At 70.2% G+C, this 23,109-nt stretch carries 18 protein-coding genes; 11 read left to right on the top strand and 7 right to left on the bottom strand.

Annotated features, from left to right (window positions below):
- The first annotated feature begins 250 nt into the window (after nucleotides 1–250).
- From O0S08_RS00310 to O0S08_RS00290, 5 genes are all read left to right on the top strand, one after another.
- Nucleotides 251–1,240: an efflux RND transporter periplasmic adaptor subunit gene (locus tag O0S08_RS00310; RefSeq protein ID WP_269036911.1), complete on the top strand. Its 990-nt coding sequence runs from the start codon at nucleotides 251–253 to the stop codon at nucleotides 1,238–1,240.
- Nucleotides 1,237–4,344, top strand: coding sequence for an efflux RND transporter permease subunit (locus O0S08_RS00305; RefSeq protein ID WP_269036910.1), 3,108 nt, complete (start codon nucleotides 1,237–1,239; stop codon nucleotides 4,342–4,344). The genes O0S08_RS00310 and O0S08_RS00305 overlap by 4 nt, the downstream gene beginning before the upstream one ends.
- A gap of 145 nt (nucleotides 4,345–4,489) precedes the next feature.
- Nucleotides 4,490–6,064, top strand: a complete 1,575-nt coding sequence (locus O0S08_RS00300) for a TolC family protein (protein ID WP_269036909.1) — start codon at nucleotides 4,490–4,492, stop codon at nucleotides 6,062–6,064.
- Nucleotides 6,065–6,114: 50 nt separating this feature from the next.
- The gene (locus tag O0S08_RS00295; protein ID WP_269036908.1) at nucleotides 6,115–7,284 is read left to right on the top strand and encodes a Kelch repeat-containing protein; all 1,170 of its coding nucleotides are present in this window, start codon (nucleotides 6,115–6,117) and stop codon (nucleotides 7,282–7,284) included.
- Nucleotides 7,285–7,678: 394 nt separating this feature from the next.
- Nucleotides 7,679–9,826 carry a redoxin domain-containing protein gene (locus O0S08_RS00290; protein WP_269036907.1) on the top strand — a complete coding sequence of 716 codons (2,148 nt, stop codon included), beginning with the start codon at nucleotides 7,679–7,681 and terminating at the stop codon, nucleotides 9,824–9,826.
- Between the two features lie 25 nt (nucleotides 9,827–9,851).
- Here O0S08_RS00290 and O0S08_RS00285 read toward each other — a convergent pair whose 3' ends face one another.
- Nucleotides 9,852–11,339 carry a leucine-rich repeat domain-containing protein gene (locus tag O0S08_RS00285; protein ID WP_269036905.1) on the bottom strand — a complete coding sequence of 496 codons (1,488 nt, stop codon included), beginning with the start codon at nucleotides 11,337–11,339 and terminating at the stop codon, nucleotides 9,852–9,854.
- A 524-nt stretch (nucleotides 11,340–11,863) separates the two neighbouring features.
- Between O0S08_RS00285 and O0S08_RS00280 the strand changes: the two genes are divergently transcribed.
- Complete coding sequence (locus tag O0S08_RS00280) at nucleotides 11,864–14,005, top strand: type VI secretion system Vgr family protein (RefSeq protein WP_269036904.1); 2,142 nt, start codon at nucleotides 11,864–11,866, stop codon at nucleotides 14,003–14,005.
- 76 nt (nucleotides 14,006–14,081) lie between these two features.
- Here O0S08_RS00280 and O0S08_RS00275 read toward each other — a convergent pair whose 3' ends face one another.
- Nucleotides 14,082–14,420, bottom strand: coding sequence for a hypothetical protein (locus O0S08_RS00275; RefSeq protein ID WP_269036903.1), 339 nt, complete (start codon nucleotides 14,418–14,420; stop codon nucleotides 14,082–14,084).
- Nucleotides 14,421–14,597: 177 nt separating this feature from the next.
- Between O0S08_RS00275 and O0S08_RS00270 the strand changes: the two genes are divergently transcribed.
- Both O0S08_RS00270 and O0S08_RS00265 read left to right on the top strand, forming a co-directional pair.
- The gene (locus O0S08_RS00270; protein ID WP_269036902.1) at nucleotides 14,598–15,380 is read left to right on the top strand and encodes an SDR family oxidoreductase; all 783 of its coding nucleotides are present in this window, start codon (nucleotides 14,598–14,600) and stop codon (nucleotides 15,378–15,380) included.
- Between the two features lie 244 nt (nucleotides 15,381–15,624).
- Nucleotides 15,625–17,295, top strand: coding sequence for a hypothetical protein (locus O0S08_RS00265; RefSeq protein WP_269036901.1), 1,671 nt, complete (start codon nucleotides 15,625–15,627; stop codon nucleotides 17,293–17,295).
- A gap of 52 nt (nucleotides 17,296–17,347) precedes the next feature.
- Here the strand turns inward: O0S08_RS00265 and O0S08_RS00260 are convergent, their stop codons facing one another.
- On the bottom strand, nucleotides 17,348–18,031 hold the full coding sequence (locus O0S08_RS00260; RefSeq protein ID WP_269036900.1) for a hypothetical protein: 684 nt from the start codon (nucleotides 18,029–18,031) through the stop codon (nucleotides 17,348–17,350).
- A gap of 233 nt (nucleotides 18,032–18,264) precedes the next feature.
- Nucleotides 18,265–18,468, bottom strand: coding sequence for a hypothetical protein (locus O0S08_RS00255; protein ID WP_269036899.1), 204 nt, complete (start codon nucleotides 18,466–18,468; stop codon nucleotides 18,265–18,267).
- Between the two features lie 134 nt (nucleotides 18,469–18,602).
- Between O0S08_RS00255 and O0S08_RS00250 the strand changes: the two genes are divergently transcribed.
- Both O0S08_RS00250 and O0S08_RS00245 read left to right on the top strand, forming a co-directional pair.
- Complete coding sequence (locus tag O0S08_RS00250) at nucleotides 18,603–19,709, top strand: IS630 family transposase (protein WP_308477865.1); 1,107 nt, start codon at nucleotides 18,603–18,605, stop codon at nucleotides 19,707–19,709.
- On the top strand, nucleotides 19,706–20,026 hold the full coding sequence (locus tag O0S08_RS00245; RefSeq protein WP_269032845.1) for a hypothetical protein: 321 nt from the start codon (nucleotides 19,706–19,708) through the stop codon (nucleotides 20,024–20,026). Before O0S08_RS00250 ends, O0S08_RS00245 begins: the two co-directional genes overlap by 4 nt.
- 65 nt (nucleotides 20,027–20,091) lie before the next feature.
- On the opposite strand, the gene O0S08_RS00240 is transcribed toward O0S08_RS00245, so the two are convergent.
- The 3 genes from O0S08_RS00240 to O0S08_RS00230 form a co-directional block, all read right to left on the bottom strand.
- The gene (locus O0S08_RS00240; RefSeq protein ID WP_269036898.1) at nucleotides 20,092–20,715 is read right to left on the bottom strand and encodes a hypothetical protein; all 624 of its coding nucleotides are present in this window, start codon (nucleotides 20,713–20,715) and stop codon (nucleotides 20,092–20,094) included.
- A gap of 298 nt (nucleotides 20,716–21,013) precedes the next feature.
- Nucleotides 21,014–21,529: a J domain-containing protein gene (locus O0S08_RS00235; protein ID WP_269036897.1), complete on the bottom strand. Its 516-nt coding sequence runs from the start codon at nucleotides 21,527–21,529 to the stop codon at nucleotides 21,014–21,016.
- Between the two features lie 419 nt (nucleotides 21,530–21,948).
- A complete protein-coding gene (locus O0S08_RS00230; protein ID WP_269036896.1) occupies nucleotides 21,949–22,347 on the bottom strand; it encodes a hypothetical protein in 399 nt (132 codons plus the stop codon).
- 137 nt (nucleotides 22,348–22,484) lie between these two features.
- Between O0S08_RS00230 and O0S08_RS00225 the strand changes: the two genes are divergently transcribed.
- Entirely contained in the window at nucleotides 22,485–23,105 is a 621-nt protein-coding gene (locus O0S08_RS00225) for an RNA polymerase sigma factor (protein ID WP_269036895.1), read from the top strand.
- Nucleotides 23,106–23,109 lie beyond the last annotated feature (4 nt).

The raw sequence follows: 23,109 nt of genomic DNA, 5'->3' as shown, positions 1-23,109 counted from the left end.
TGGGCCGCAGAATTCAAAGTAAGTGATTGCTCATTTATTTTTCTTGCATCCGTCATGAGCCCGAGTTAGAACGTGCTCACTCACTAACTAAGCCCCCAAAAGGCGCGCGTTTGCGCCTGTCCAAAATCGCCGGACACTGTCATCCCCTGTGATGATACGGCCCTGGTCGATGCATTGCGTCGCGTGAATGGCACGCGCGCGGACAATCGTAGCTACTCACAATCCGAGGCGGCCCAGCACCATGAAATCCGTGCACCTCACGCGCCTGCTCGTCACGGCGGCGCTGTTCATTCCATCCGCGTGCGACAGCGGCGACCAGCCGAAGATCGGACTCCCGCCAGCGAGCGCGGCCGACGGCGCCGACGCGCCCAAGGTCCCGGGCCCCCCGCCGCGGCCGGAGCCGGGCGCGGTAGCCGGTCCGGCGGTGGCCAGCGCCGCCGGTCGCTACGTCTCCACCGCCCTGCCGAAGCACAGCGCCGACCTCAGCCCGCGCATGAGCGGCACCCTCACCGACGTCATGGTGGAGGAGGGCGAGCGGGTCAAGAAGGGCCAAATGCTGTTCCGCCTCGACGCCCGCGCCAGCCGCCTCGGCGTCAGCCAGGCCGAGACTGCCCTGCAGGGCGCCACGATCAGCCGCGACAACGCCGAGCGCGAGCTCGAGCGCCAGCGCAAGCTGGCCCAGAGCGGCAGCATCTCCGCCGCCGTGCTCGAGCGGGCCGAGCACGCCTACACGGCGGCCAACAACGGCATCAGCCAGGCCGAGGTCGCCCTGTCGATGGCCAAGCGCAACAGCGGCGACTCCACCGTCGTCTCGCCGATCGACGGCGTCGTCACCAAGAAGGCCAAGAACGTCGGCGAGTCGGTGACGATGATGCCGCCGACCGTCGTGATGGTCGTCCAGGACCAGTCGGTCATCGAGCTGCGGGCGCGGATCCCCGAGAGCGCCCTCAAGACCATCCGTGAGGGCCAGACGATCACCGCCCACTTCAGCGCGCTCGAGCTGGCCCGCAGCGCCACCGTCGTGCGCATCCAGCCGACCGTCGACCCGCAGACCCGCACCATCGAGATCGTCGCCGACGTCGACAACGCCGACAACCTGCTGCGCCCCGGCATGTACGTCGAGGTCGAGCTGGCCCCGCCGACCACCGAGGTCGCCGCCGCGCCCGCCAAGGCCGACAAGGACCAGCCCGTCGCCAGCGCCAAGCGCAAGCGGCCGAGCAACGCGGGGGACAAGCTGTGAAGCTCGCCGAGATCTCCATCAAACAGCCCGTGTTCGCGGCGATGCTGATCGCCGCGCTCATGGTGTTCGGCCTCTACGCGCTGCCGCGCATCGGGGTCGAGATGTTCCCGAGCGTCGAGTTCCCGGTCGTGACGACCACCGTCGTCTATCCCGGCGCCGACCCTGCGACCATGGAGTCCAAGGTCGCCGACCCGATCGAGGAGGCGCTGCAGTCGCTGAGCGGCGTCAAGCGCATGACCTCGCGCAACTACGAGGGCGTGACCGCCGTGATCCTCGAGTTCGAGCTCGAGGTCAACGGCGACCAGGCGGTGCAGGACGTCCGCGACAAGGTCGCCGCGATCGAGCGCGAGCTGCCGACCGGCATCGACCCGCCGACGGTGCAGAAGCTCGACGTCGGCGCCACCCCGGTGCTCTCGGTCGCCCTCGCCGGCGACCTGCCGATCGGCGAGCTGACGCGGCTGGCCAAGGACGAGGTCAAGCAGCGGATCCAGCAGATCCCCGGCGTCGGCATCGTCGACGTCATCGGCGGCCGCGAGCGCGAGATCAAGGTCCTCGTCAACCCCGCGCGCATGACCGGCTTCGGCCTCACCGTCGACGACGTCATCAACGCGATCAAGGCCGGCAACCTCGAGCTCCCGGCCGGCTACATCAAGAGCGGCGGCAACGAGCTGACGATCAAGACCAAGGGCGAGATCAAGAGCGCCGAGGAGATCGGCGACATCGTCATCGTCGGGGTCGGCGGCGCCGCGATCCGCGTCAAGGACTGCGCCGAGGTCCTCGACGACGTCGAGGACGCCCGCTCCGCCTCCTACCTCGACGGCAACAGCGCCATCGGCCTCATCGTCCGCAAGCAGAGCGGCGCCAACGTCGTCGCCCTGGCCGAGCGGATCCGCGAGGAGCTGGCCGAGATGGAGCCGCTCCTGAGCAAGCACGGCATCACCGCGGCGATCCCGACCGACAACTCGGTGTTCACCGAGCACGCGATCCACGACGTGCAGTTCGACCTCGCCCTCGGCGCGGCGCTGACCGTCCTCCTGATCTTGATCTTCCTCCACGACTTCCGCGCGACCTTCATCGCCGCGGTGGCGATCCCCACCAGCATCGTCGCGACCTTCGCGTTCATGAGCTACCTGGGGTTCACCTTCAACAACATCTCGATGCTGGCGCTGTCGCTGTCGATCGGCATCCTGGTCGACGACGCGATCGTCGTCATCGAGAACATCTACCGCCACCTCGAGATGGGCAAGGGCCGCATGCGCGCCGCCCTCGACGCGACGTCGGAGATCGGCCTCGCCGTCATCGCCACCACCCTCTCGCTGGTCGCGGTGTTCGTGCCGGTCGCCTTCATGAAGGGCATCATCGGCCGCTTCTTCTTCCAGTTCGGCATCACCGTCTCGGTCGCCGTCCTGCTGTCGATGCTGGTCTCCTTCACCCTCACGCCGATGCTGTCGTCGGTGCTGATGCGCCACGGCCACGAGCACAAGCCCGGCTGGTTCGCCCGCGCCTTCAACGGCGCCTTCGGCGTGTTCGAGCGCATCTACACCGCCGTGCTCCGGTGGGCCCTGCGCTGGCCGTGGACCACCGTCCTGCTGGCGGTCCTGTCGCTGGTCGGCTCGGTCGCCCTCGTCACCCGCGTGCCCGGCGAGTTCATGCCGAGCCAGGACCGCTCGCAGTTCGCCGTCCAGGTCGAGCTGCCGACCGGCACCGGCCTCGACGCCACCATCGCCACCGCCGAGGCCGTCGCCGCCGACCTGCGCGAGCACCTGCCCGGCGTCAAGACCACCTTCACCACCATCGGCGGCGGCCAGCAGGCCCAGGTCAACAAGGCCGAGATCCAGGTCATCATGATCGGCCGCCACGACCGCGGCTTCGGCCAGCGCGACGCCATGCAGTGGGTCCGCGACCGCATGCTCGGCATCGACGGCGTGCAGGTCACGGTCGCCGAGATCAGCCCGCTCGGCGGCGAGGGCGGCCGCAGCCAGCCGATCCAGTTCTCGATCCGCGGCAACGACCTCGCCGAGATCACCGCCGCCGCCACCGCCCTGCGCGACGAGCTGGCCCAGACCGGCAAGTTCGTCGACCTCGACATCACCTTCCGCGGCGGCAAGCCCGAGCTCGCCGTCCACGTCGACCGCAACAAGGCCGCCGACCTCGGCGTCCCGATCGCCTCCGTCGCCCGCACCATCCGCTCGCTCATGGCCGGCGACACCATCTCCGACCTCAAGGACGGCGCCGACATCTACGACGTGATCGTGCAGATGCCGGAGGCCCAGCGGGCCCAGATCGAGGCGCTCAGCAACCTCAAGGTCCGCGCCACCACCGGGCAGATGATCGACCTCGCCAGCGTGGTCCACGTCGAGCGCGAGTCGGGCCCCAGCGAGATCGAGCGGCAGAACCGCCAGCGCCAGGTGCTGCTGCTGGCCAACCTGCGCGGCGCCACCCTCGGCGAGGCGCAGAAGCTGCTCGACGAGGCCGCCGCCCGCCTGATCCCCGGCCACCTCAACACCGGCTACATCGGCAACGCCGAGATGATGAAGGAGTCGTTCGAGGCGATGCTGCTCGCGCTCGGCCTGGCGATCGTGCTCGTCTACATGATCCTCGCCGCCCAGTTCAACAGCTTCGTTCAGCCGGTCGTCATCATGATCTCGCTGCCGCTGTCGGTGATCGGCGCCTTCGGCGGCATCTACCTCGCCGGCATGACCCTGAACGTCTTCTCGTTCATCGGCCTCATCATGCTGATGGGCCTCGTCACCAAGACCGCGATCCTCCTGGTCGACTTCACCAACGACGAGCGCAAGCGCGGCCAGGAGATCGTCCCCGCCCTCGTCAGCGCCGGCCGCGTCCGCCTGCGCCCGATCGTCATGACCGCCGCCGCCACCATCTTCGGCATGGTCCCCGTCGCCCTCGCCCTCGGCGAAGGCGGCGAGGCCCGCGCGCCGATGGCCGTCATCGTCATCGGCGGCATGATCACCTCGACCGTCCTCACCCTCGTCGTCGTCCCGGTCTCGTACCTCCTGTTCGACCGCATGGTGACCGCCCGCTCGACCCGCTGGATCGCCCGCAAGCTGTTCGGCGACGCCCCGGCCGAGAAGCTCGAGGACTAGCCTCATTTTTAAACATGTCCCGAGAGACAGTAGGTATCTCGGGCCATCCCGCCGCCGCCCCCGCGACGGATAGCACCTCCCATCACTGTCACTTCGGACATCCAGGCGCCGCCCGCCGCGGCGGCGCCAGATCGAGCACTGCCGCATGTTCGCCATCGCCTCTCTCTTCGTGGTTGCCCTCGCCGCCCCGCCGACCGACGTCGGCGCCGTGCCCGACCCGCGCCGCGCCGCGGTCCCCGGCCCGGCGAACCAGACCGTGGCCGTCGACCTCGACGAGCTCGAGCGGATCTTGCGCGAGAGCCCGCTCGGCAAGGGCCTCGCGCCGGTGGCCGGCGGGCTCACCGACGACATGGTCGCCCAGCGGGCCGAGGCCGTGTCGCCGTCGCTGCAGATCAAGCAGGAGGCGATCGAGCGCGCCGCCGCCCGCGTCGACCAGGCGATCGTCAGCTTCTTGCCGACGATCGGCGTCAAGGCCAGCTACTCGCGGCTGTCGAAGGCCGCGATCAACTTCGGCGGCGGCGCCAGCGTGGCCGCCGTCAACGGCCCCTCCGAGGGCGTCGCGCCGATCACCGTCGGCGACTGCCCCGGCGGCCAGGGCCAGTGCGCGCTCGACCCGCAGGGCGTCCCGCTCGTCATCACCCCGCCGTTCAAGATCCAGATCCCCCTCAACTCCTACTCGCTGTCGGCCAACCTCTCCGTCCCGATCTCCGACTACATCCTCTCGCTCGCGCCCGCCCGCAAGGGCACCCTCGCCGCCCGCGAGTCGGCCGTCCACGCCCGCGACGCCGAGCGCGTCAAGGTGCAGACCGACGCCCGCCTGGCCTACTTCAACTGGCTGCGCGGCATCGCCTCGCTGGTCGTCATCGAGGACTCGCTGCAGCGGACCCAGTCGCGCCTCGTCGACGCCGAGAACCTGTTCGCCGCCGGCTCCGCGACCCGCTCCGACGTGCTCCGCGTCGACGCGCTGGTGTCCTCGCAGCAATCGGCGATCGCCGACGCGCGCGCGTTCCGTCGCGTCGCCGAGCGCCAACTCGCCGTCATGATGAGCGAGCCGACCCGCGCCTACGACGTCGGCGAGGACGTGCTCGCCCCGCCGGCCGACCTCGGCGAGCTGCCGGCCCTCGACGACCTCATCGCCGAGGCCCAGACCAATCGCCTCGAGATCCGCTCGCTCGAGCGGGCCGCCGACGGCATGCACGAGAACATCCGCGCCACCCGGGCCCAGTACTACCCGCGCCTCGACGCGTTCGCCGACGCCCTGTACGCCAACCCCAACCAGCGCTTCTTCCCGCTGTCGCCGGTGTGGCGCGGGTCGTGGTCAGTCGGCGTGCAGCTGAGCTACACGATCAACCAGAGCCTGCGCACCAAGGCCCAGGTCCGCGAGCTCAAGACGCAGAAGCGCGAGCTGGTGCTGCAGGCCGAATTGATGCGACGCGCGATCGCCATGGAGGTCGCCCAGGCCTATCACGACCGCGAGCGCGCCGTCACGGCCATCGAGCTCAGCACCCGCGGCCTCGCCTCCTCCACCGAGGCGTATCGCGTCGCCAGCGAGAACTACAAGCTGGGCGCCGCGACCACCAACGAGATCATCGCCGCCGAGGGCGAACAGGTGCAAGCGGCCCTGCGCGCCGTGAATTCGCGCATCGACCTCCACGTCGCCACCACCCGCCTGCTCTACGCCACCGGCCGCCTCAACCCCAGGTCGAAGCCGGGGCAATAGCGCCCGCCGACGGCGCGACCCGCCGTGCTAAGAATCGGCGCGAGACGACCATGTCCAGCGCCGACGACGATGACGTTCCGAGCGAAGCCGAGGCCGACGCCGACAACGAAGGAGACGGCGAGGAAGAGGTCGCGGCCGAGCCGACGCCTCCGCCCTTCGGTCGAGAAGAATTCCTCGAGTGGCGCTCGCCGCGGTACGGCGCCACCAACCCGGAGCGATTGACCAATCCGGTGTGGGCCTGGCTCGTCGACGCCGGCATCAACGCGTGGGCCGCCAACAAGCGCTTCGACGGCCCCTCGGCCCTCGGCGCCGGCCCCGGCTGGTGCTTCGATCGCTTCGGCCGCAGCACCACCGCGCTGCCCGACGGTCGCACGCTCCTCATCGGCGGCGAGCACGAGGATTACTACGACCCCGACTTCTTCATCTACAACGACGTGGTCGTGCGCCACCCCGACGGCCGCGTGGAGATCTTCGGCTACCCGCGCGAGGTGTTCCCGCCGACCGACTTCCACTCTGCCACCCTGGTGGGCGACCGCCTCATCCTCATCGGCAGCATCGGCTACGCCGGCGAGCGCAGGCCTGGCCACACTCAGGTGCTCGCGCTCGACCTCGCGACCTTCGCGATCGCCACCATCCCCACCGGCGGCACCCCACCCGGGTGGATCTGCAGGCACACAGCGACCCTGACGGACGACGGCCGCGCGATCGTGGTGCAGCACGGCAAGCTCGACCCGGGCGAGGACCGCTCCATGGTCGAGAACATCGACGACTGGCGCCTCGACCTCGACACCTGGGAGTGGCAGCGCCTCACCGACCGCCGCTGGCCGCGCCGAGAATTCGCCCGCAGCGACGGCAAGCCCAACTACGTGTGGAACATGCAGCAAGCCTGCTGGTACCGCAAGATCGGCTGGGCCGATCAGCTCGCCGAGGAGCTCGCCTCGCTCGACGAGGGCCTCGGCGTCCCGCCCGACCTCGACCTCGCCGAGCAGCTGTTCCGGCCGTCGATCGCCCACGAGGCGTGCCCCGAGGAGGAGGACTCGTACGACACCACCCGCATCCTCGTCGACGGCGTGATCGTCCGCTTCGTCCGCAGCTCCTATTCGCTGCAGATGACCGTCGAGGGCGAGCTGCCCGAGGCCACGGTCGACGCGATCGCCGAGGAGCTGCGCGAGAGGCTGTCTCGCCTCGAGCACTGCGACTATTCGATGACGCGGCTGTGAGCCGGCTGGCGCGCGCGATTCACATCAGGGGCCGATTCCGGCGCCCGCCGGCGGCGGTGACCGCCATCGCCCCGACACAGCCGCGTCGAGCGGCGGCTTCAACGACGTCCATGAGAGGCCGCCTCGCGCGCGGCACAGACCCACGCAGGGCAGGAGGTCGATGTCCTCGAAGCAAGCGCTCGACGGCTTGTCCTCCGACCTCGCCACGGCTGTGTCCGCCGCAATCTTCGATGCGCTGATTTCTATTTTTAAAAAGTGTTGTCGGAGCGCATGACGGCGATCTCGTCACAACGCGATCGTGCGAGGCATGGCGGCGACACGTAGAACACCCGACGCGTGGGCCGGGAGTCCGCGTGAGCGCGACAGCGAACGGGTGACTTGTTACTGTCGCGTCATGGCCGACTCCCACCGCGTCTCTCGAGCCCTCCTGTTCGTCGCGCTCGTCTGCGCCTGCACTCAGCCGCAGCCGCCGGCGCCGCGGGAGGCGCCCAAGGTCGCGCGGCCGGTGGCCCCGACCGCCGACGCTGCCGACGCCGATCGCGTGCGCGACCTGCAGTACGCCTACGACCCGGAGCAGTGCGTCACCGAGGGCGAGGCGCTGCTGCGCGTGCAGCCGAACGACCATCGCGCCCGCGCGTGGACCATCGCCTGCGTCGCCGACAGCGGCCGCCGACTCGAGGCCGAGGCGCTCGCCGACAAGATGATCGCCGAGCTGCCCGACGAACCGTGGGCGGCGTTCGCTCGCGTCGCCGTCGGCCTCGTCGATCGCGACTTCCCGGACGCCGGGGCGCTGATCGCCTCGGAGCCGCTGACGACGGCGCTGGCGTATCACCCCGACGTCCTGCAGCTGCGGGCGCGCGCGTTGCTGGCGTTCGACCGCACCGACGACGCGACGACGCTGGCAGTCGCGCACCCCGAAGCGCTGCAGCCGATCCACCTGCGGGCGCTCTTCAAGCGCAGCAACGACGCCCGCGACCAGCTGCCCGCGGCCCTCGCAGAGGCCGAGAAAGCCCAGGGTGTCCCCGCGGTCGACGCCGCGGCGGCGGCCGCCCAGGCGCTCACGCAGGCCGAGCGCCACGACGACGCCTTGAAGTGGATGGAGAAGGCGATCGCCGCCTCGCCGGCCTCCGTGCGACTGCGACAGCAGCGCTGGCAGCTCTGGCAGCAGGCGCCCGGCCGCAGCGACGACGAGAAGCGCGAGGCGATCGTCCGCGACGTCGACGCCTTGCTCGAGCTGCGCGGGCAGCAGCCCTCGGCCTTGCTCGCCGCCGCCGCTATCCTCCGCGAGCTCGGCCAGGTCGAGCGCGCCGACACTCTCGAGCGCCGGATCGCCGGCGAGTTCACCGACAGCCCCGCCAACGAGAAGCTGCTCTACCGGCGGATCGCCGCCGAGCTCGGGCCTGACGGCGCACCCAGGCCCGAGCGCACCGCCGAGCTGCGGGCCGAGCTCGCCGGCTTCCTCGCCCGCCCGCAGCTGCACGAGCCGTCGCTGCGCGAGGAGGCCGGCCGCCTGCGCTTCGAGCTCCTGCGCGCCGACCCGGCCACCCCGCCCGACGAGCTGCTCGCGGCGATCGAGTTCATGCGCGTCGCGGGTCGCACCGACCTCGAGAGCGCTCACACCGACGGGCCGATCGCCCTGGCCGAACGCGGCGTGCACCTCGAGCGCGCCGAGGCGCTCGCGCGTGAGGGCGCCGCCGCGATCGAGCGCTTCGGCGCCGAGCTGCGGGCCACCGGCCTCGCGCTCGAGGTGTGCGACATCCTCCGCCGCGACCGGCTCGGCCTGAACTACGACGCTCTCGGCGCGGTGCTGCTCGCCGCCGGCCGCCTCGACGAGGCCGAGGCAGCGCTCAAGCAATCGCAGGAGGTGAGCCCCGGCTACCCGAAGAGCCTCGCGCGCCTGGCCGCCCTCGCGCGCAAGCGCGGGGACATGGACGCGGCAGAAGGCTACCTCGCGGCCGGCTTCGAGCAGGACGTCCCCGGCCGCGAGAACCCGTGCAAGGTCATGCTCGAGCAGATCTACCGCGAGGAGCACGGCGACCTGAAGGGCTATGAAAAGTTCGTCGAGAAGATCAAGGCGCGCGCCCGGGACATCCGCCGCGCCAAGGTGATCGCGGGCAAGGCCGCCTCGCCCGCCCCTGCCCCGGCCTTCGCGCTCGAACGCCTCGACGGCACCAAGGTCGGCAACGACACGCTGCGCGGCAAGATCGCAGTCATCAAGTTCTGGTTCACCACCTGCAAGCCGTGCATCGACGAGCTGCCCGAATTCGAGAAACTGATCAAGGACTACGCCCGCGACCGCGAGGTCGAGTTCTTGACGATCCACAGCGGCGGCGAGACCGAAGAGGTCGCGCAGTGGATGCGCGAGCACAAGCACGCCTTCCCGGTGCTGCTCGACCGCGGCTTCTGCCAAAAGGCCGGCATCGCCGCGTTCCCGACCTTCTGGATCCTCGACCGCGACGGCGGCCTCGCCTACTCGCTGCCCGGCGCCGCGCCCAACATGCGCGAGGAGTTCGCCTGGCGCATCGAGTCGCTGCGCGGCTGACGGAGCGCGGCGACGGGAAACCCCGTCACTCGCCGATCACACAATCCTCGTCGTCGCCGTCGAGGCAGATCGTGTCGTGATCGCACTCGCCGTCGTCCGGCCACGGGCACGGGGAGAAGGGCGAATTCGGGTCGTCCTTGTTGCCCGCGACCTTGCGCTCCTCGCCGACCGCGATCGCCTCGGCCCAGGCCTCGGCGTCGGCTTGCAGGAGCGAGGCGTTGTGGACCACGACGAGCCGACCGCCGACCTCGGTGATCGCCGCCAGGTCGCCCAGCGCAGTGATGCCGAGGTCGCGCAGCTCGAAGTCGCCAGTCACCCGCGTGAGCCCGGCGAGCTCGGGCAGCCCGCCGATCGCCGGGCTGTGCTCGAGCACCAGCGAGCCGAGCTCGCTCAGCCCGGCCAGGCCCGAGAGCGACGCGAGCTGCTCGTTGCCGCTGAGCTGGAGGTCGCCGACGTGCCCCAGCGCCGGGAGCGGGCCCAGATCGGTAAACGCCGTCTCCCGGGCGATCAGCGCGCCGACGGAGCGCAGCCCGAGGAGCGCGCCGAGATCGACGAGCGCGGCGTCGCCGATGAAATGCAGCTGCTCGTGGACGACCTCCAGCGCCTCGAGACCGGAGAGGTCGGCGAGCCGCGAGTTGTCGTAGAGGCCCAGCATGTGCATCTCGTCGACGCCGCTCAGGAGGTCGAGGTCCTCGACGTCGGTGCCGAACAGCTGGAGCCCGAGCTGCGGGTGCCAGTCGATGTCGAGGGCGTCGAGCGAGGCGAGCTCGGTGAGGTAATAGATGTCGACGCGCGTCGGTTCACCGCCGGGGACGCCGACCTCCGCCAGGCTCTCCAGGCCTTGCAGCGTGGTGACCCGCAGCTTGCCGAGGTTGAGGTGCCCCACGCGCTGAACGCTGCGCAGCCCCGCGAGCGAGGTGAGCTTCTCGCAGTCCTGAATGGCGAGCTCGCCGCCGACGGACTCGATGTTGTGGAGGCCCTCGAGCGACTCGAGGTGCGGAAGGAAGTCGACCCTGAGCCCGCCGGGGATCGTCGTCAGGCCGGAGAAGACCTCGAGGCTGGCCACGCCGAGGCGCTCGACGGACAGCGCCTCCACCGAGTCGAGGCCCTCCAGGCCGGCGAGGCTGGGCAGCGGCGGCTCGTTCGTGGGCAGGTTGTAGCCGCCGTAGATCCGCAGCGCCCCGTCGACCCGGCGCAGGCTCGCCAGCGGCCTCAGGTCGGTGACGCCCGATTCGATGTGGAGATCCGCGTCGACATCGGTGCACCCGGCGAGCGCGGCGACATCCTCCTGGGTGTAGAGGCTGAGGTAGCGGAAGGGCTCGCCGTCCGAGCCGATGGAGGTCTGGATCCGCTCGGTGGGGCAGGGGCTCGCGCCGTCCGTCTCGCCGCCCGTCGTGCCCGTCTCGCCGCCCGTCTCGCCGCCGTCGCTGTCCGTCTCGCCGTCGAGCGACGGTCCGCGGCACCCGACCAGGACGGGAACGAGCGAGGCGACGAGGAACCACGAAACGCGCATCGTCCCCGACGATAGCGCGACCCCGACGCCGCGTCGACGCCGCGCCCGGCCGCGCGGTCGGGCCGACGGGCCGACGAGCCGCGGGCATTCGCCGCGAATCGCTCTGCACGAGGTGCTCGCCGCGACCGGTCACCCTCATGCATCATTCGAATGCATCGACTCACCGGCGATTGGCGTGTCCCACGAATCGCGCCGCGCGAGCGAAGATCGCCGGCAGCGCGCGAGTGTGACGGCCGCGTCACCTTGCGCCGCGGCCGCGCTGCGGAGAACTCGGCCCGCGCCATCGGGGCGGCGGGCGCCCGCGTATGTGCACTGTGACGAGTGTCCGGGCGTGAACGCGCGCGCCGGCCCACGAACTGGGCGTCGCTGCGCAGCATCGCCCTGCGCGCGCGGATCCGTGCGCGGGGATCTTCTTAGTCCGGCAGCGTATGCCCGCAGTCGAACGTCGCTGCCCTGGAGGCCGCGTGTTGACGGGCTCTCGCCGCTGAACCTATCTTGCGAATCAAGGGTTCGAGCCCGTTCCGATGGCTGTCGACGTTTCCAAATTCACTTCGGTGCTGCAGTCGAGCGACGCGATCTTCACTCTGGACGTCGGCGGCACGTCGCTGCGGGTGGTCCGCTTCACCGGGCACGAGGCGATCTCGAGTCCGTTCGAGTTTCGGATCGAGGTCGCGGGCATCGACCTCGACACCGAGTCGATCCTCGGCCAGTCCGCGCTGCTGACGATCGAGGGCGCCGAGGTCCCGCGGCACGTGCACGGCATCATCTACGACGCCGAGTACATCGGCCACACCCGCGAGTTCGACCTCTACGAGCTGAAGCTCGGCCCCTCGGCGCACCTGCTGCTGCACCGCGCCGACTGCCGGATCTTCCAGGACAAGACCACCGAGCAGATCGTCAGCGAGGTGCTGATCAAGGGCGGCGTGGCGAAGGACCGGTTCCGCTTCGCGCTGTCGGCCAAGTACGAGCCGCGCAACTACTGCGTGCAATACCGCGAGACCGACCTCGCGTTCGTCAGCCGCCTGCTCGAGGAGGACGGCATCTGCTACTGGTTCGAGCACGACGAGAACCGGCACGTCTGGGTGATGGCCGACAGCAGCCAGGCGCACCCCGCGATCACCGGCAGCTCGGAGGTGTGGTTCAACCCGCCCGACGGCGCGATCCAGGACCGCGAGCACATCAAGGAGTTCCGGTTCGGCGGACGGATCCGCACCGGCACCGTCTCGCTCCGCGACAAGAACCTGCACAAGACCGACATGGCGATGGAGGCCAAGGAGACGGCCAAGGCCAAGCCCGAGCTCGAGGCCTACGACTTCCCCGGCGAATATCAGGACCCCGGCCGCGCCGGCCCGCACGAGGGCCAGGTGCTGGCGAAGATCCGCCTCGAGGAGCTGCAGGCCGCTCGCCGCAGGGGCAGCGGCATCAGCGATTGCCCGCGGCTGACGCCCGGCATGACGATGACGCTGACCGGGCACACGCAGCAGGAGCTCAACACCCAGTATCGCATCATCGAGGTCCGGCACCGCGGCGAGCAGCAGCAGGTGCTCGACCACGACGGGCAGAAGGCCAGCGCCTACGATAACGACTTTGCGGTGACCGAGCTCAAGGTCCCGTTCCGGCCGGCCCGCGTGACCCCGCGGCCGGTGATGCGCGGCCTGCAGTCGGCGGTCGTCACCGGGCCCGAGGGCGAGGAGGTCCACGTCGACAAGTGGGGCCGCGTGCGGATCCAGTTCCACTGGGACCGCGAGGGCAAGTTCGACGACACGAGCACGTGCTGGGTCCGCGTCAGCCAGCTGTGGGCCGGCAACGCCTGGGGCGCGATGTTCATCCCGCGGATCGGCCACGAGGTGCTGGTCGACTTCCTCGAGGGCGACCCCGACCGGCCGATCATCACCGGGCGCATCTACCACGGGCAGAACGAGGTCCCCTACCCGCTGCCGGAGCAGAAGACCAAGAGCACGATCAAGTCCGACAGCTCGCTCGGCGGCGGCGGCTACAACGAGCTGCGCTTCGAGGACAAGAAGAAGGAGGAGCAGATCTTCCTCCACGCCGAGCGCAACATCGACATCCGCGTCAACAACGACTCCTTCTCGACGGTGTGGAACAACTCGCACGTGACCGTCGGCCACTCGGAGGGCGGCACCGCCGGCGACAGCTTCGTCCAGCTGTTCCACGACCATCACCTGAAGATCCACCGCCACACCAAGGCCCACCTCGGCGGCGACGTCGAGCTGCTGGTCGGCGGCATCGACGGGGTCGGCCGCGTCGACATGCACGTGCTCGGCGACAAGCTCGAGCTCATCGACGGCGACCGCCACGAGCATACCCGCAAGAACACGCTGGAGAAGGTCGACGGCTCGGTCTCGCGGATCGTCGGCGCCAACGAGCAGACGACCATCGGCGGCCGCCTGGCGATCGAGGCCGCCGACGAGATCCACCTGCGGTCGAGCAAGATCGTCCTCGACGCCGGCAGCGGCCTGACCATCCAGGGCCCGGGCGGCTTCATCACGATCAACGCCGGCGGGATCTACATCAAGGGCAACATGGTCTACATCAACAGCGCCGGGGCGCCGCTGCGCGGGACGGACGCCGCCCCGAATACGGCGAGCGACGCCAACGACGCCGCCCCGATCGAGGCGACGCCCTCCGAGCGCGGCTCGAAGTGACCTGCTCGCTCCGCCTCGCGGAGCGCCATGCCGACGCGCCGGTGGGACCCGGCGCGCCGACACCTCGGGCGCCTCGTCACCACGAGAAATAATCGCCCCAGCACGCGTAGTTCAATTCCAGGCCGCGCCGGTGGCAGTATTTCCTCGCCCTGTCCGCGCACCAATCGGCGGGGACGTGGCCCACGCGGACCTTGTGACGATAGGCGGGCCGCCCGGCGTCGGGGGCGAAGCCCTCGCAGTTGGCCAGGCAGTAGGCGGCGTCTTCCTCCGAGAGGATGTCCTGAATGCAGCCCCAGCTGCCGGCCGACGCGGGCTCGGCCGCCTCCGTGAACTCGCTCGCCGGGCTCGATTGGTGGGAGGACGTCGCGCCGTCCGGCGAGGCGAGGACGCCGAGGAGTACCCAGAGCTTGAACATGAAGAATCGCTTCCTGCCGCGCCGCTCACGGGCGACGACCTCGGAGGATGACGCGGGAGGTCTTCGCGTCCAGCGGCCTCGGCGGCGCGCCCGGCCGCCGCGCGCCGCCAGTCCGCCGCCCTGCGGCGCCGCGATATCCGGCTGATTCTCGCGCGGAGATTGCCTACGATGCCGGGCATGAAGGACAAGGTCATCATCATCACCGGCGCGTCGATGGGGATCGGCGAGGCGCTGGCGAACGTCTGTCACGCGCGCGGCGCGACGGTCGTGCTCGCGGCCCGCAACCCCGAGGCGCTGGCCGCGGTCGCCGGTCGCCTCGGCGAGCGCGCCCTCGCCGTCCCCACCGACGTCTCGCGGCGCGAGGACAACGAGCGCCTGGTGCAGCGCACCCTCGAGCAATTCGGCCGACTCGACGTGTTCGTCGCCAACGCCGGTCGCGGGATCTCCCGCCTGCCCTCGCAGCTGACCGACGCCGACGTCGACGACATGATCGCCACCAACTTCAAGTCCGTGCTCTACGCCGTGCAGGCGGTGCTGCCCCACTTCAAGGAGCAGCGCCGCGGGCAAATCGTCGCGGTCTCGTCGATGCTCGGGCGGATCCCGTTCACGCCCGTCCGCAGCGCCTACAGCGCGGCCAAGGCGGCCGTCAACTCGCTGATGGCCAGCGTGCGCGTCGAGCTGCGAGCGCAGGGCCCCGAGATTCACGCGACCACGGTGTTGCCCGGCGTGGTCGCGACCGACTTCGGCAGCAACGCGCTGCACGGCGGCCTCGACTCCCGCAAGCTCCCCGGCGCGCAGCCCGTCGAGGAGGTCGCGGAGATCATCGCCGGCGCCATCGAACAGCCGCGCGCCGAGGTGTTCACCCGCCCCGAGATGCACGCGATGCAGGCGAAATTCTACGCGGCCGAGGACATCGCGACCATCGAGGCCACCTTCGGCGGCCCGCCGCCGTCGCGCTGACCCGCGAGTCGCAGCTGTGGCGATTGAGTGCGCCGATTCGTACCCCTTCGAGGCGGGATCGGCGCCTGCAAGTCCCCACCTGTGAACGCATTTTTAAGGACATGTCCCATGGACCATGCGTAGATTTTCCTCGCGGACACATTCGCTCGCGCGCATGAGGTCCACGGCCCGCACGGTTGCGGCCTCGAGCCACTGTGTTCATGACCTCTCGACTTCACTGGTGTCGGTGCTCTACCGTTGGACCATGGCGATCGACGTGAAGCGGGGCATGTGGGTGGCACTCGGACTCTCGTGGGCGGCTGCGTGCGGCGAGGTCGGCGCTCCGAACGAGAGCGAGACCATGAACGCCGCGACCGACGCGACCGGCGAGGCCTCCACGAACACCACGGGCGGGACCGCCGACCCGCCGACCACCGGCGGCACGAGCGAGCCCGCCACCACCGACCCGACCGGGCCCGAGCCGACCGGGCCCGCCACCACCGACGTCGATCCCACCACCGCGGGCACCACGGACACCGGCGAGCCGTTGCCGATGCCCGTCGGCACGATCGCCGAGCTGCTCGTGCCGTTCGACGTCGACCAGCAGGACCTCGCCGGCCCCGACAGCTGGGAGGCGCAGTACGGCAAGTCGCCCGAGATCGTCGCGGTGCCGCTCGGGGCCACCATCGACGTCCTGGTCCAGGACTACGCCGAGCAGCCCGAGGGTCACGCCTACGTCCTGCGCCTGGAGCCGCTCGCCGACGACTACGTGATCACCGCGGTGCTCGAGCCGCCGATGCTCGATCGCGTCATGGGCCTCGCGCGCGACCCCGAGGGCCAGCTCTACGTCGCCAGCGGCGTCGCCGAGGGCGACACCCTCACCCTCGACGACCCGCAGCCGGGCGAGCACCGCGGCGGGATCGTCCGCGTCGTCAAACAGTCGTGGGACGGCACGGTGCACTTCGACACCGACGTCGACCTCGGCCGCGAGGCCCTCGCGCCGGACTCCGAGCCGATCGTCAATCCCATGGTCGCCGGCACCGCGCGCCTGGCCTGGGGCGCCGGCGCGTTGGCCCTCGTGCACGGCAACAACACCGACACCGACTGGAACATCATGGCGCGCCACCAGAAGGCGCTCACCACCCACCTCGACGCCGGCTCGGGCGCCGTCACGCGCACCTCGTCGATCTGGGTCAGTCACTCCTTCGACCAGCGGCTGTTCCACGACGGCACCGGCTTCGTCGAGCTGCACCTCGGCGACTCCTACCCCCGCGACCTCGCGTTCGCCCGCGTCGAGCCCGACAGCGAGACCTACTCGCTGCTGGCGATCAAGGGCAACACCGGCAACAACAACACCTTCACGCGCCTGGGCAACGCCGCGCCGATCGACGGCGACCCCACTTACGGCTACCTCGCCCTGTTCGCCACCGAGTCGACGACCGTCACCGGCGAGCTGGTGTCCGGCTCGCGCGAGCTGGCGCTCGTGCGCGTGCGCCGGGACTTCGAGGCGGTGCCCGCCGACAGCGGGATGCACCTCGACCCTGCCCTGCCGGACGTCCTCGAGGTCGACTCCGGCGGCGAGCCGCGGCAAAACCGGCTGCGCTGGCTCACCCACTATCAGACCGAGGCCGACGGCCAGGCGCACGCCGAGCGACCCAAGCTGGTGCCCCTCGGCGACGACACCTACGCGGTGCTGTGGGAGCGCTGGGACGGCGCCCAGCCGGCCTTCGCCGGGACGTGGGGCATGGTCATCGACGCGACGGGCGAGGCGCTGGTGCCCGCGGCGATGGTCACGGACACTCACCTCCCGCGCGGCGACGACGCCTTCCCGCTCGCAGGCGCGGCGGCGTGGATCACCGGCGACGCGGCCGCCCGTCAGCTCGAGATCCACATCGTCGACGCGACGCTGGCGCATCGGCTCGTCGTCGTCGAGTAATCATCGTACATGTCCACGAAGACATGTACGATGATTCTCGAGGTCGGCCGGTTCACGAGTCCGCCGCGGGGAGGCACAGCACGGCCTCGTCGCCGGCCAGCTTCAGCAGCTGGAAGCCCGCCGACGCCAGCGCCAGCAGCGGCGCGAAGGGGTCCTCCAGCTCGCGCACTGGCCGACGGCGCCACCCCTTCGGCACGACCGGCGGCCCCGACGGGCCGTACGCGTAGTACGGATCTTCGAGCTCCTCGGGGAACACCACGTCGGCGTGGGCCATCCGCTCCCACTCCTGCGCGCGCGCGGCCGAGCCATACTCGTTGCCGAGGTTCAGGCCGTGATCCGACGCGACCTCCCAGACCACCTCGTGCAGCGCGCGCAGACAGTCCCCGCGGCGCTGCGCCGCCAGCGAGAGCGCGCGCGGCTCGCCGACGACCCACGTGCAGGTGGCGAGCGGGCCGACGCCCCACGCCGCCATCACGGGCACCACGGCGGCCAGCGCCGCCTCCACCGCGGCACGCCGCTCGGCCGGCAGCGACAGCTCCTCCTCGACGATCGCCACGCGCTCGACGAGCGGCGGCCCGCCGTCCCAGTTCGCCTGCGTGCGCGTCTCGATCACAGCGCCGGCCGGCGCCGTGGGCGGCTCGTCACCCTCGTAATAGGGGAGCCGCTCGTCCGCGTCGCGCACCAGCACCGGCGATTTTGTCTCACCCGCGTACGCGCGATGCACCCGGTGCCGCATGCGAGGATTGTCGTGGGTTCTCGCATTCCCCGGCAGCCCCGCCTTCGCAGACCATAGGCGCACGGACCCTGCGGGCGAGGATTCGGCGGGCGCGCGGCCACGAATGGACCGAGTCCGTCGGCCACGATGCACGCTCGCGGGCGCGAGGGCCTCGCTGGCGGCTGCGCTCGGATCGGTCGCGGCGACGATTCACCCTCGCGCGTCCGCGGTGCGACTCCGGTCGAGGCGGTGATTCACCTCGCGGGCGCGAGTCCTTCGGCGAGCGCGATGCGCCATTCGGAGTGCGAGTCCCGTCGCGGCGAGGATTGACGCGTCACGTCGAGCGGCGGCCGGAGCACGACGTACGCGAGCGGCAGGTCGGCCTCGCGCGCGGCGTCGACGAACTTCGAAAGCCACCACGGCCCGAGCTGCCGGGCCTGGATCGAGCGCCCGATCACGCGAGGTGCTCGGGCGCTCGAGGTCGTGGGACTAGTACTGCCTGCCCGAAGTTCTCCAGGGGTTCTGTCCTGGATCCATCGCCAGGGCGGTATAGGCGGTGGAATAGGCGAGGCGCGAAAACGATCTCGTCGATGTGCCAGGCCCACGAGCACAACGGCTTCGTTTGGCACCTTCGGTCCGTGACGAACTGGAGGTGCTGGCCCGGAGTGGCCGCGCCGAGGCACGCCTCGTACTCCGGGCGAGGCTCGTGCTCCTCGCTGCCGAAGGGCACTCAAACCAGGAGATTGCGCGGAGATTGGGCTGCCACGTGGACACGGTGAGGGTGTGGCGTGGGCGCTTCGCGCGTGATGGGCGAGTCGTGACGCTCGAGGATCGTCCGCGAAGTGGGCGACCTCCTCGGGTATCGCCGGCGACACGCTGCAAGCTCATCAAACTCGCCTGTGACAAGCCTGCCAGGCATGGCCAGCAGACCCGTTCGACGTGGACATATGCGACGTTGGCAAGGCGCCTGCTTCATGAGACAGGTGTCGGGCTCAGCGTGTCCGAGGTGGGGCGAATCTTGCGCAACGAGGATTTCCGGCCGCACAAGATGAGGCTCTGGCTGCACAGCCCCGACCCCGACTTCTGTCGCAAGGTTCAGCGCATCTGCGATCTCTACCATCATCCCCCGGACGGAGCTCATGTGCTCTGCGTCGACGAGAAGACCGGCATGCAGGCGCTCGGACGGAGATTTCCCAGCAAGCTCCCCGCGCCCGGCCGCGCGGGCCGTTTCGAGTTCGAGTACGTCCGCCGCGGTACCTGGTCGTTGTTCGCGGCCTTCGACGTCCGCACCGGTGAAGTCCTGGGCGAGTGCAAGCCGCAACGACGGGCCGAGGACCTCTTGGACTTCATGGAGAGCCTTGCCCGCAAATACCCTACCGGCCAGCTCTACGTCGTCTGGGATAACCTCAACATCCACTATGAGGGTGCGGACCAGCGTTGGGCTCGCTTCAACCGGCGTCACGGCGACCGCTTCCACTTCGTATACACGCCGATCCATGCCTCGTGGGTCAACCAGATCGAGATCTGGTTCTCGCTGCTGCAGCGCCGCGTCCTTCGTTACGCCGACTTTCCTTGCGCCGGAGCCTTGCCCCGCGCCGTGATGAGCTTCATCCGGCGCTGGAACAGCGACGAAGCGCACCCGTTCAACTGGACCTTCCGCGGTCACTTCGTCCACACTCAGCGGCACCACGCCGCATGAGCCGTCCACGCACCACCCGCAACGCCGCTGCGAAATCGGACGATGACGCTCGCGCTGTCGAGCAGTTCCTGCGCCAACACCAGGGCCTCGCACATATCCGTGTCCGGCATCGCGCCCCGCTCATCACCCTCGAGTCCGGTCCCACCCACGATCCGATCCCGCACGCGCGCCTGCGCCGTCTCGCCGCCAACTTGTGGCAGCTGGAGATGGCTACCCATACCGGGCGCTGGGAACCAACACCCTTCCGCGCCTCTCGCGACGAACTGCTCGAGCTGCTCCTCGGCAACTTCGGCTGGACCCTTGCAGAGAGGGCCTAGCAACCCCTGGAGAACTTCGGGCCGGATGTACTAGTCGCAACGCGGCGCCGGTGTTTCTTTTCGGCTCAGGGGACGACGACCTTCGCGCGGGCCCACGTGTCGAGATCGGCGACGACGCAGCCGCTGATCGTGCATTCTTCCACCTCCACCCAGGCGCGATTGGCCAGGCGGATCTTCCAGGCCCCCTGGACGCTCGTCCTTCGGGTGCCCTCGAGCGCGACGGGCTTGCAGGCGCCGTCGATCCACTCACCCTGGTATACAATGCTGCTGTCCTTGGACAGGAACCCGACCTGGGGCATCGTGTACACATCCATGATCGCGTACGCCTTGATGCAGGACGACTCGTCGCTGTACGGCCAGCTCGCATCCGTCCAGAGGAAGTGGTGCAGGTCGGGGATGAGGTTGACCGTGCCGCCGCCGGCGTTGATGAAGTCGACGACGAAGCGGTGGTCACAACCGGACTGGCCCATGCTCGCTTGGGGCGCATTCGCCACGTAGGTGCCGGAACCGTTCAGCGTCACCGTCGCGTGGGCCGGGACGCTCCCGCACAGGCTCAGATCCCCGTCGCGCAGCTCGACATCGTCGCCCGGCACTTCGAGTCCGACGTCGAGCTCGTCGTCGCAGGCGCATAGCAGCGAGACCGCCAGCAGGGGCAGGACAAACCACGCATTCTGGGTATGAAGAGACATGATAACCTCGATGGCCCGCATCGCGGGCAGGTGGAGCACGTTCAGAGGGCGCAGCCGTAATGCCGCGATTCGCCGCGGCGACGACCGCCCTCCGCAGGTGTATGAGCAAGCGTCGTGCCACGGCTTGGACGCGGAATCCGCTGCGTCCACCCGAAGCGGCACGCTTGCGGTGCCGGCACACCGCTGACACATGTGGCGGCACAGTGCGCCGAGCCAGGACGAGTCACGCAGGGCGAACTACGAGCAGCGACTTCGACCTCTCACCCACGGAGCGTCCTTTTAAATTTCAAAAAAGTGGTCACGACTCCGGCCGCTTGCGGCGCGGTCGCTTGCCGGTGCGCGCGCGGCGGGCGAGGGCCTCGTCGTGGGCCTCGCGGAGCGCGCGGAAGGCCTCCGGATCGCCGCCGCGGTCCGGGTGGGTGACGAGGGCGCGCTGGCGAAAGGCTGCGCGGATCTCCGCGACACTGGCCTGCGGCGTGAGCCCGAGGAGCTGCCAGATCGACGCCGGCTCCGGCTCGCGGCTCGCTCGTGGCGCGGCTCGCGTCGTCTCGCTCGTGGCCTGCGTGAACGGCGGCTCGCCCATCAGCACGCGGCCCCACGCGCGCGCCCACAGCGGCTCGATCTGCACCAACGTGCGCCCTGCCGCCTTCTCGGCCCGGCGCAGCGCCTCGTCCCGCGTGCGCGCGCCCCCCTCCGAGGCGTCCGGCCGGCGAAACGGCTCCCGCGACGGCGGCGCGGTCCACCAGGCGGCCCACAGGAAGCGACGCCGCCGCGTCGGGGCGATCGAGACGGCTGCGGCGAACAGCTCGGACACGCCGCGGATGGTACCCGAACTTCGTCGCAGCGAACGACCGGAGCCTCGCCGCGGGACGCGCTCGGCTCACCGCCTCGCCTCCACGATGCGCGTGCCGAGGTCGTCGTGGGTCGAGCTCGCCTGGCTCACTGCGAGCTCGACCCACGCGACTCGCAGCTGCCCGTGTGCAGTTCGCGGTGAAGCGGCCGTCCCCGCCGACCTGACGGTCCTGCGCATCGAGCGAGACGAACCGTCAGAAGTCATACGAATCGGGCGAGCTCATGAATGCTGTGAGGGCCCGCGAACGCTCCGCGCCCGTCTGCCTGCTCCCGAGCGAACCACCACCATTCGGTGGCGGTTGCCGCCCTGCCGATATCGACATCGTCGACCGGGTGACCAGCCCTCATCCACCACCATGGGGCTGCGCGCCGGATGGATCGTCACGGGAAGGTCTTGCGGACGATCATCTTCGGGTCGAGCTGCACGACTCGGCGGTGAACGCTCGGTCCGACCGTGACGGTGACGACGAGGTCCCACATGTACTCGCCCTCCGTCTCCGGCGCCGGGAATGCGGTGACCTGGGTGCCGCTGTCGACGGTCCACGCGACCGTGCTCGGGGCGTCGCGGATCGGGGTGGCGGTGACGCTGTCGATCGTGATGTCGGGGTCGGCGGGGCTGACGCGGACCTCGACGCCGACGCCCACGGTCGAGGCTCGGGCCGCGTCGGTGGCGCCGAGCGCCATGGGCCCGGCGGCCGCCGACAGCAGGATCAGCGCATAGCCGGCCCCGTCGCTCTGCACCTCCATCAAGACCGGAGTGCTCGATTCATAGATGGTCATCGACGGTGACTATAGTGAAGCGATCGATCGCGGGGAAGCGCCGCGCTGCGGCTCAGGATCGCGCAGCGGCGCGATCCCGCCCGGCGCACCCGGGGTCGCTTGCCGCGGCCGCGCGGCGCGTGGTAACCCAGCGAGGGATGGCGGACGACGGCGCGCTCCTCACCGCGTGGCGGGCCGGCGACCGCGGCGCGGGCAAGCAATTGTTCGAGCGCTACTATGATTCGATCGCCCGCTTCTTCCGCGGCAAGATCGATCACGGCAGCGACGACCTCGTGCAGGAGGTCTTCGCCGCCTGCGTGGCCGGCAGCGATCGCCTGCGCACGGCCGCGAGCTTCCGCTCGTACCTGTTCGCCATCGCCCACAACGTGCTGCGCGACCACTTTCGTCGGCGCCAGCGGGTCGGCGAGACGGTCGACATCGGCGAGGAGGCCACCCTGCAGGACCTTTCGCCGGGCGTCAGCACCCTGCGCGCCGAGGCCGAGGACCAGCGGCTCTTGCTCGAGGCGCTGCGGCGGATCCCCCTCAACTATCAGGTGATCATCGAGCTGCGATTCTGGGAGTCGATGACGACCGCCGAGATCGCGGAGGTCCTGCGCACGCCGCACCCCACGGCGCGCAGCCGCCTGCGCCGCGCGCTCGAGCTGCTCGAGGCGTCGCTCGACCGGCTCGGCGAGGCGCCGGCGCGGCTGGCCTCGACGCGCGAGAACCTCGAGCGGTGGGCGCTGCAGCTGCGAGACCAGCGCGAATCGATCGACTGACCCG

The sequence above is a fragment of the Nannocystis punicea genome, assembly GCF_026965555.1.
Classification (GTDB): Bacteria; Myxococcota_A; Polyangia; order Nannocystales; family Nannocystaceae; genus Nannocystis; species Nannocystis punicea.
This window is presented reverse-complemented; position numbering and strand designations above follow the sequence as displayed.

What these genes read in the sequence shown, in the direction of transcription:
- O0S08_RS00300 (WP_269036909.1), top strand. Translation starts at nt 4,490, where the DNA reads ATGTTCGCCATCGCCTCTCTCTTCGTGGTTGCCCTCGCCGCCCCGCCG.
- O0S08_RS00295 (WP_269036908.1), top strand. Translation starts at nt 6,115, where the DNA reads ATGTCCAGCGCCGACGACGATGACGTTCCGAGCGAAGCCGAGGCCGAC.
- O0S08_RS00290 (WP_269036907.1), top strand. Translation starts at nt 7,679, where the DNA reads ATGGCCGACTCCCACCGCGTCTCTCGAGCCCTCCTGTTCGTCGCGCTC.
- O0S08_RS00285 (WP_269036905.1), bottom strand. Translation starts at nt 11,339, where the DNA reads ATGCGCGTTTCGTGGTTCCTCGTCGCCTCGCTCGTTCCCGTCCTGGTC.
- O0S08_RS00280 (WP_269036904.1), top strand. Translation starts at nt 11,864, where the DNA reads ATGGCTGTCGACGTTTCCAAATTCACTTCGGTGCTGCAGTCGAGCGAC.
- O0S08_RS00275 (WP_269036903.1), bottom strand. Translation starts at nt 14,420, where the DNA reads ATGTTCAAGCTCTGGGTACTCCTCGGCGTCCTCGCCTCGCCGGACGGC.
- O0S08_RS00270 (WP_269036902.1), top strand. Translation starts at nt 14,598, where the DNA reads ATGAAGGACAAGGTCATCATCATCACCGGCGCGTCGATGGGGATCGGC.
- O0S08_RS00265 (WP_269036901.1), top strand. Translation starts at nt 15,625, where the DNA reads ATGGCGATCGACGTGAAGCGGGGCATGTGGGTGGCACTCGGACTCTCG.
- O0S08_RS00260 (WP_269036900.1), bottom strand. Translation starts at nt 18,031, where the DNA reads ATGCGGCACCGGGTGCATCGCGCGTACGCGGGTGAGACAAAATCGCCG.
- O0S08_RS00245 (WP_269032845.1), top strand. Translation starts at nt 19,706, where the DNA reads ATGAGCCGTCCACGCACCACCCGCAACGCCGCTGCGAAATCGGACGAT.
- O0S08_RS00240 (WP_269036898.1), bottom strand. Translation starts at nt 20,715, where the DNA reads ATGTCTCTTCATACCCAGAATGCGTGGTTTGTCCTGCCCCTGCTGGCG.
- O0S08_RS00230 (WP_269036896.1), bottom strand. Translation starts at nt 22,347, where the DNA reads ATGACCATCTATGAATCGAGCACTCCGGTCTTGATGGAGGTGCAGAGC.
- O0S08_RS00225 (WP_269036895.1), top strand. Translation starts at nt 22,485, where the DNA reads ATGGCGGACGACGGCGCGCTCCTCACCGCGTGGCGGGCCGGCGACCGC.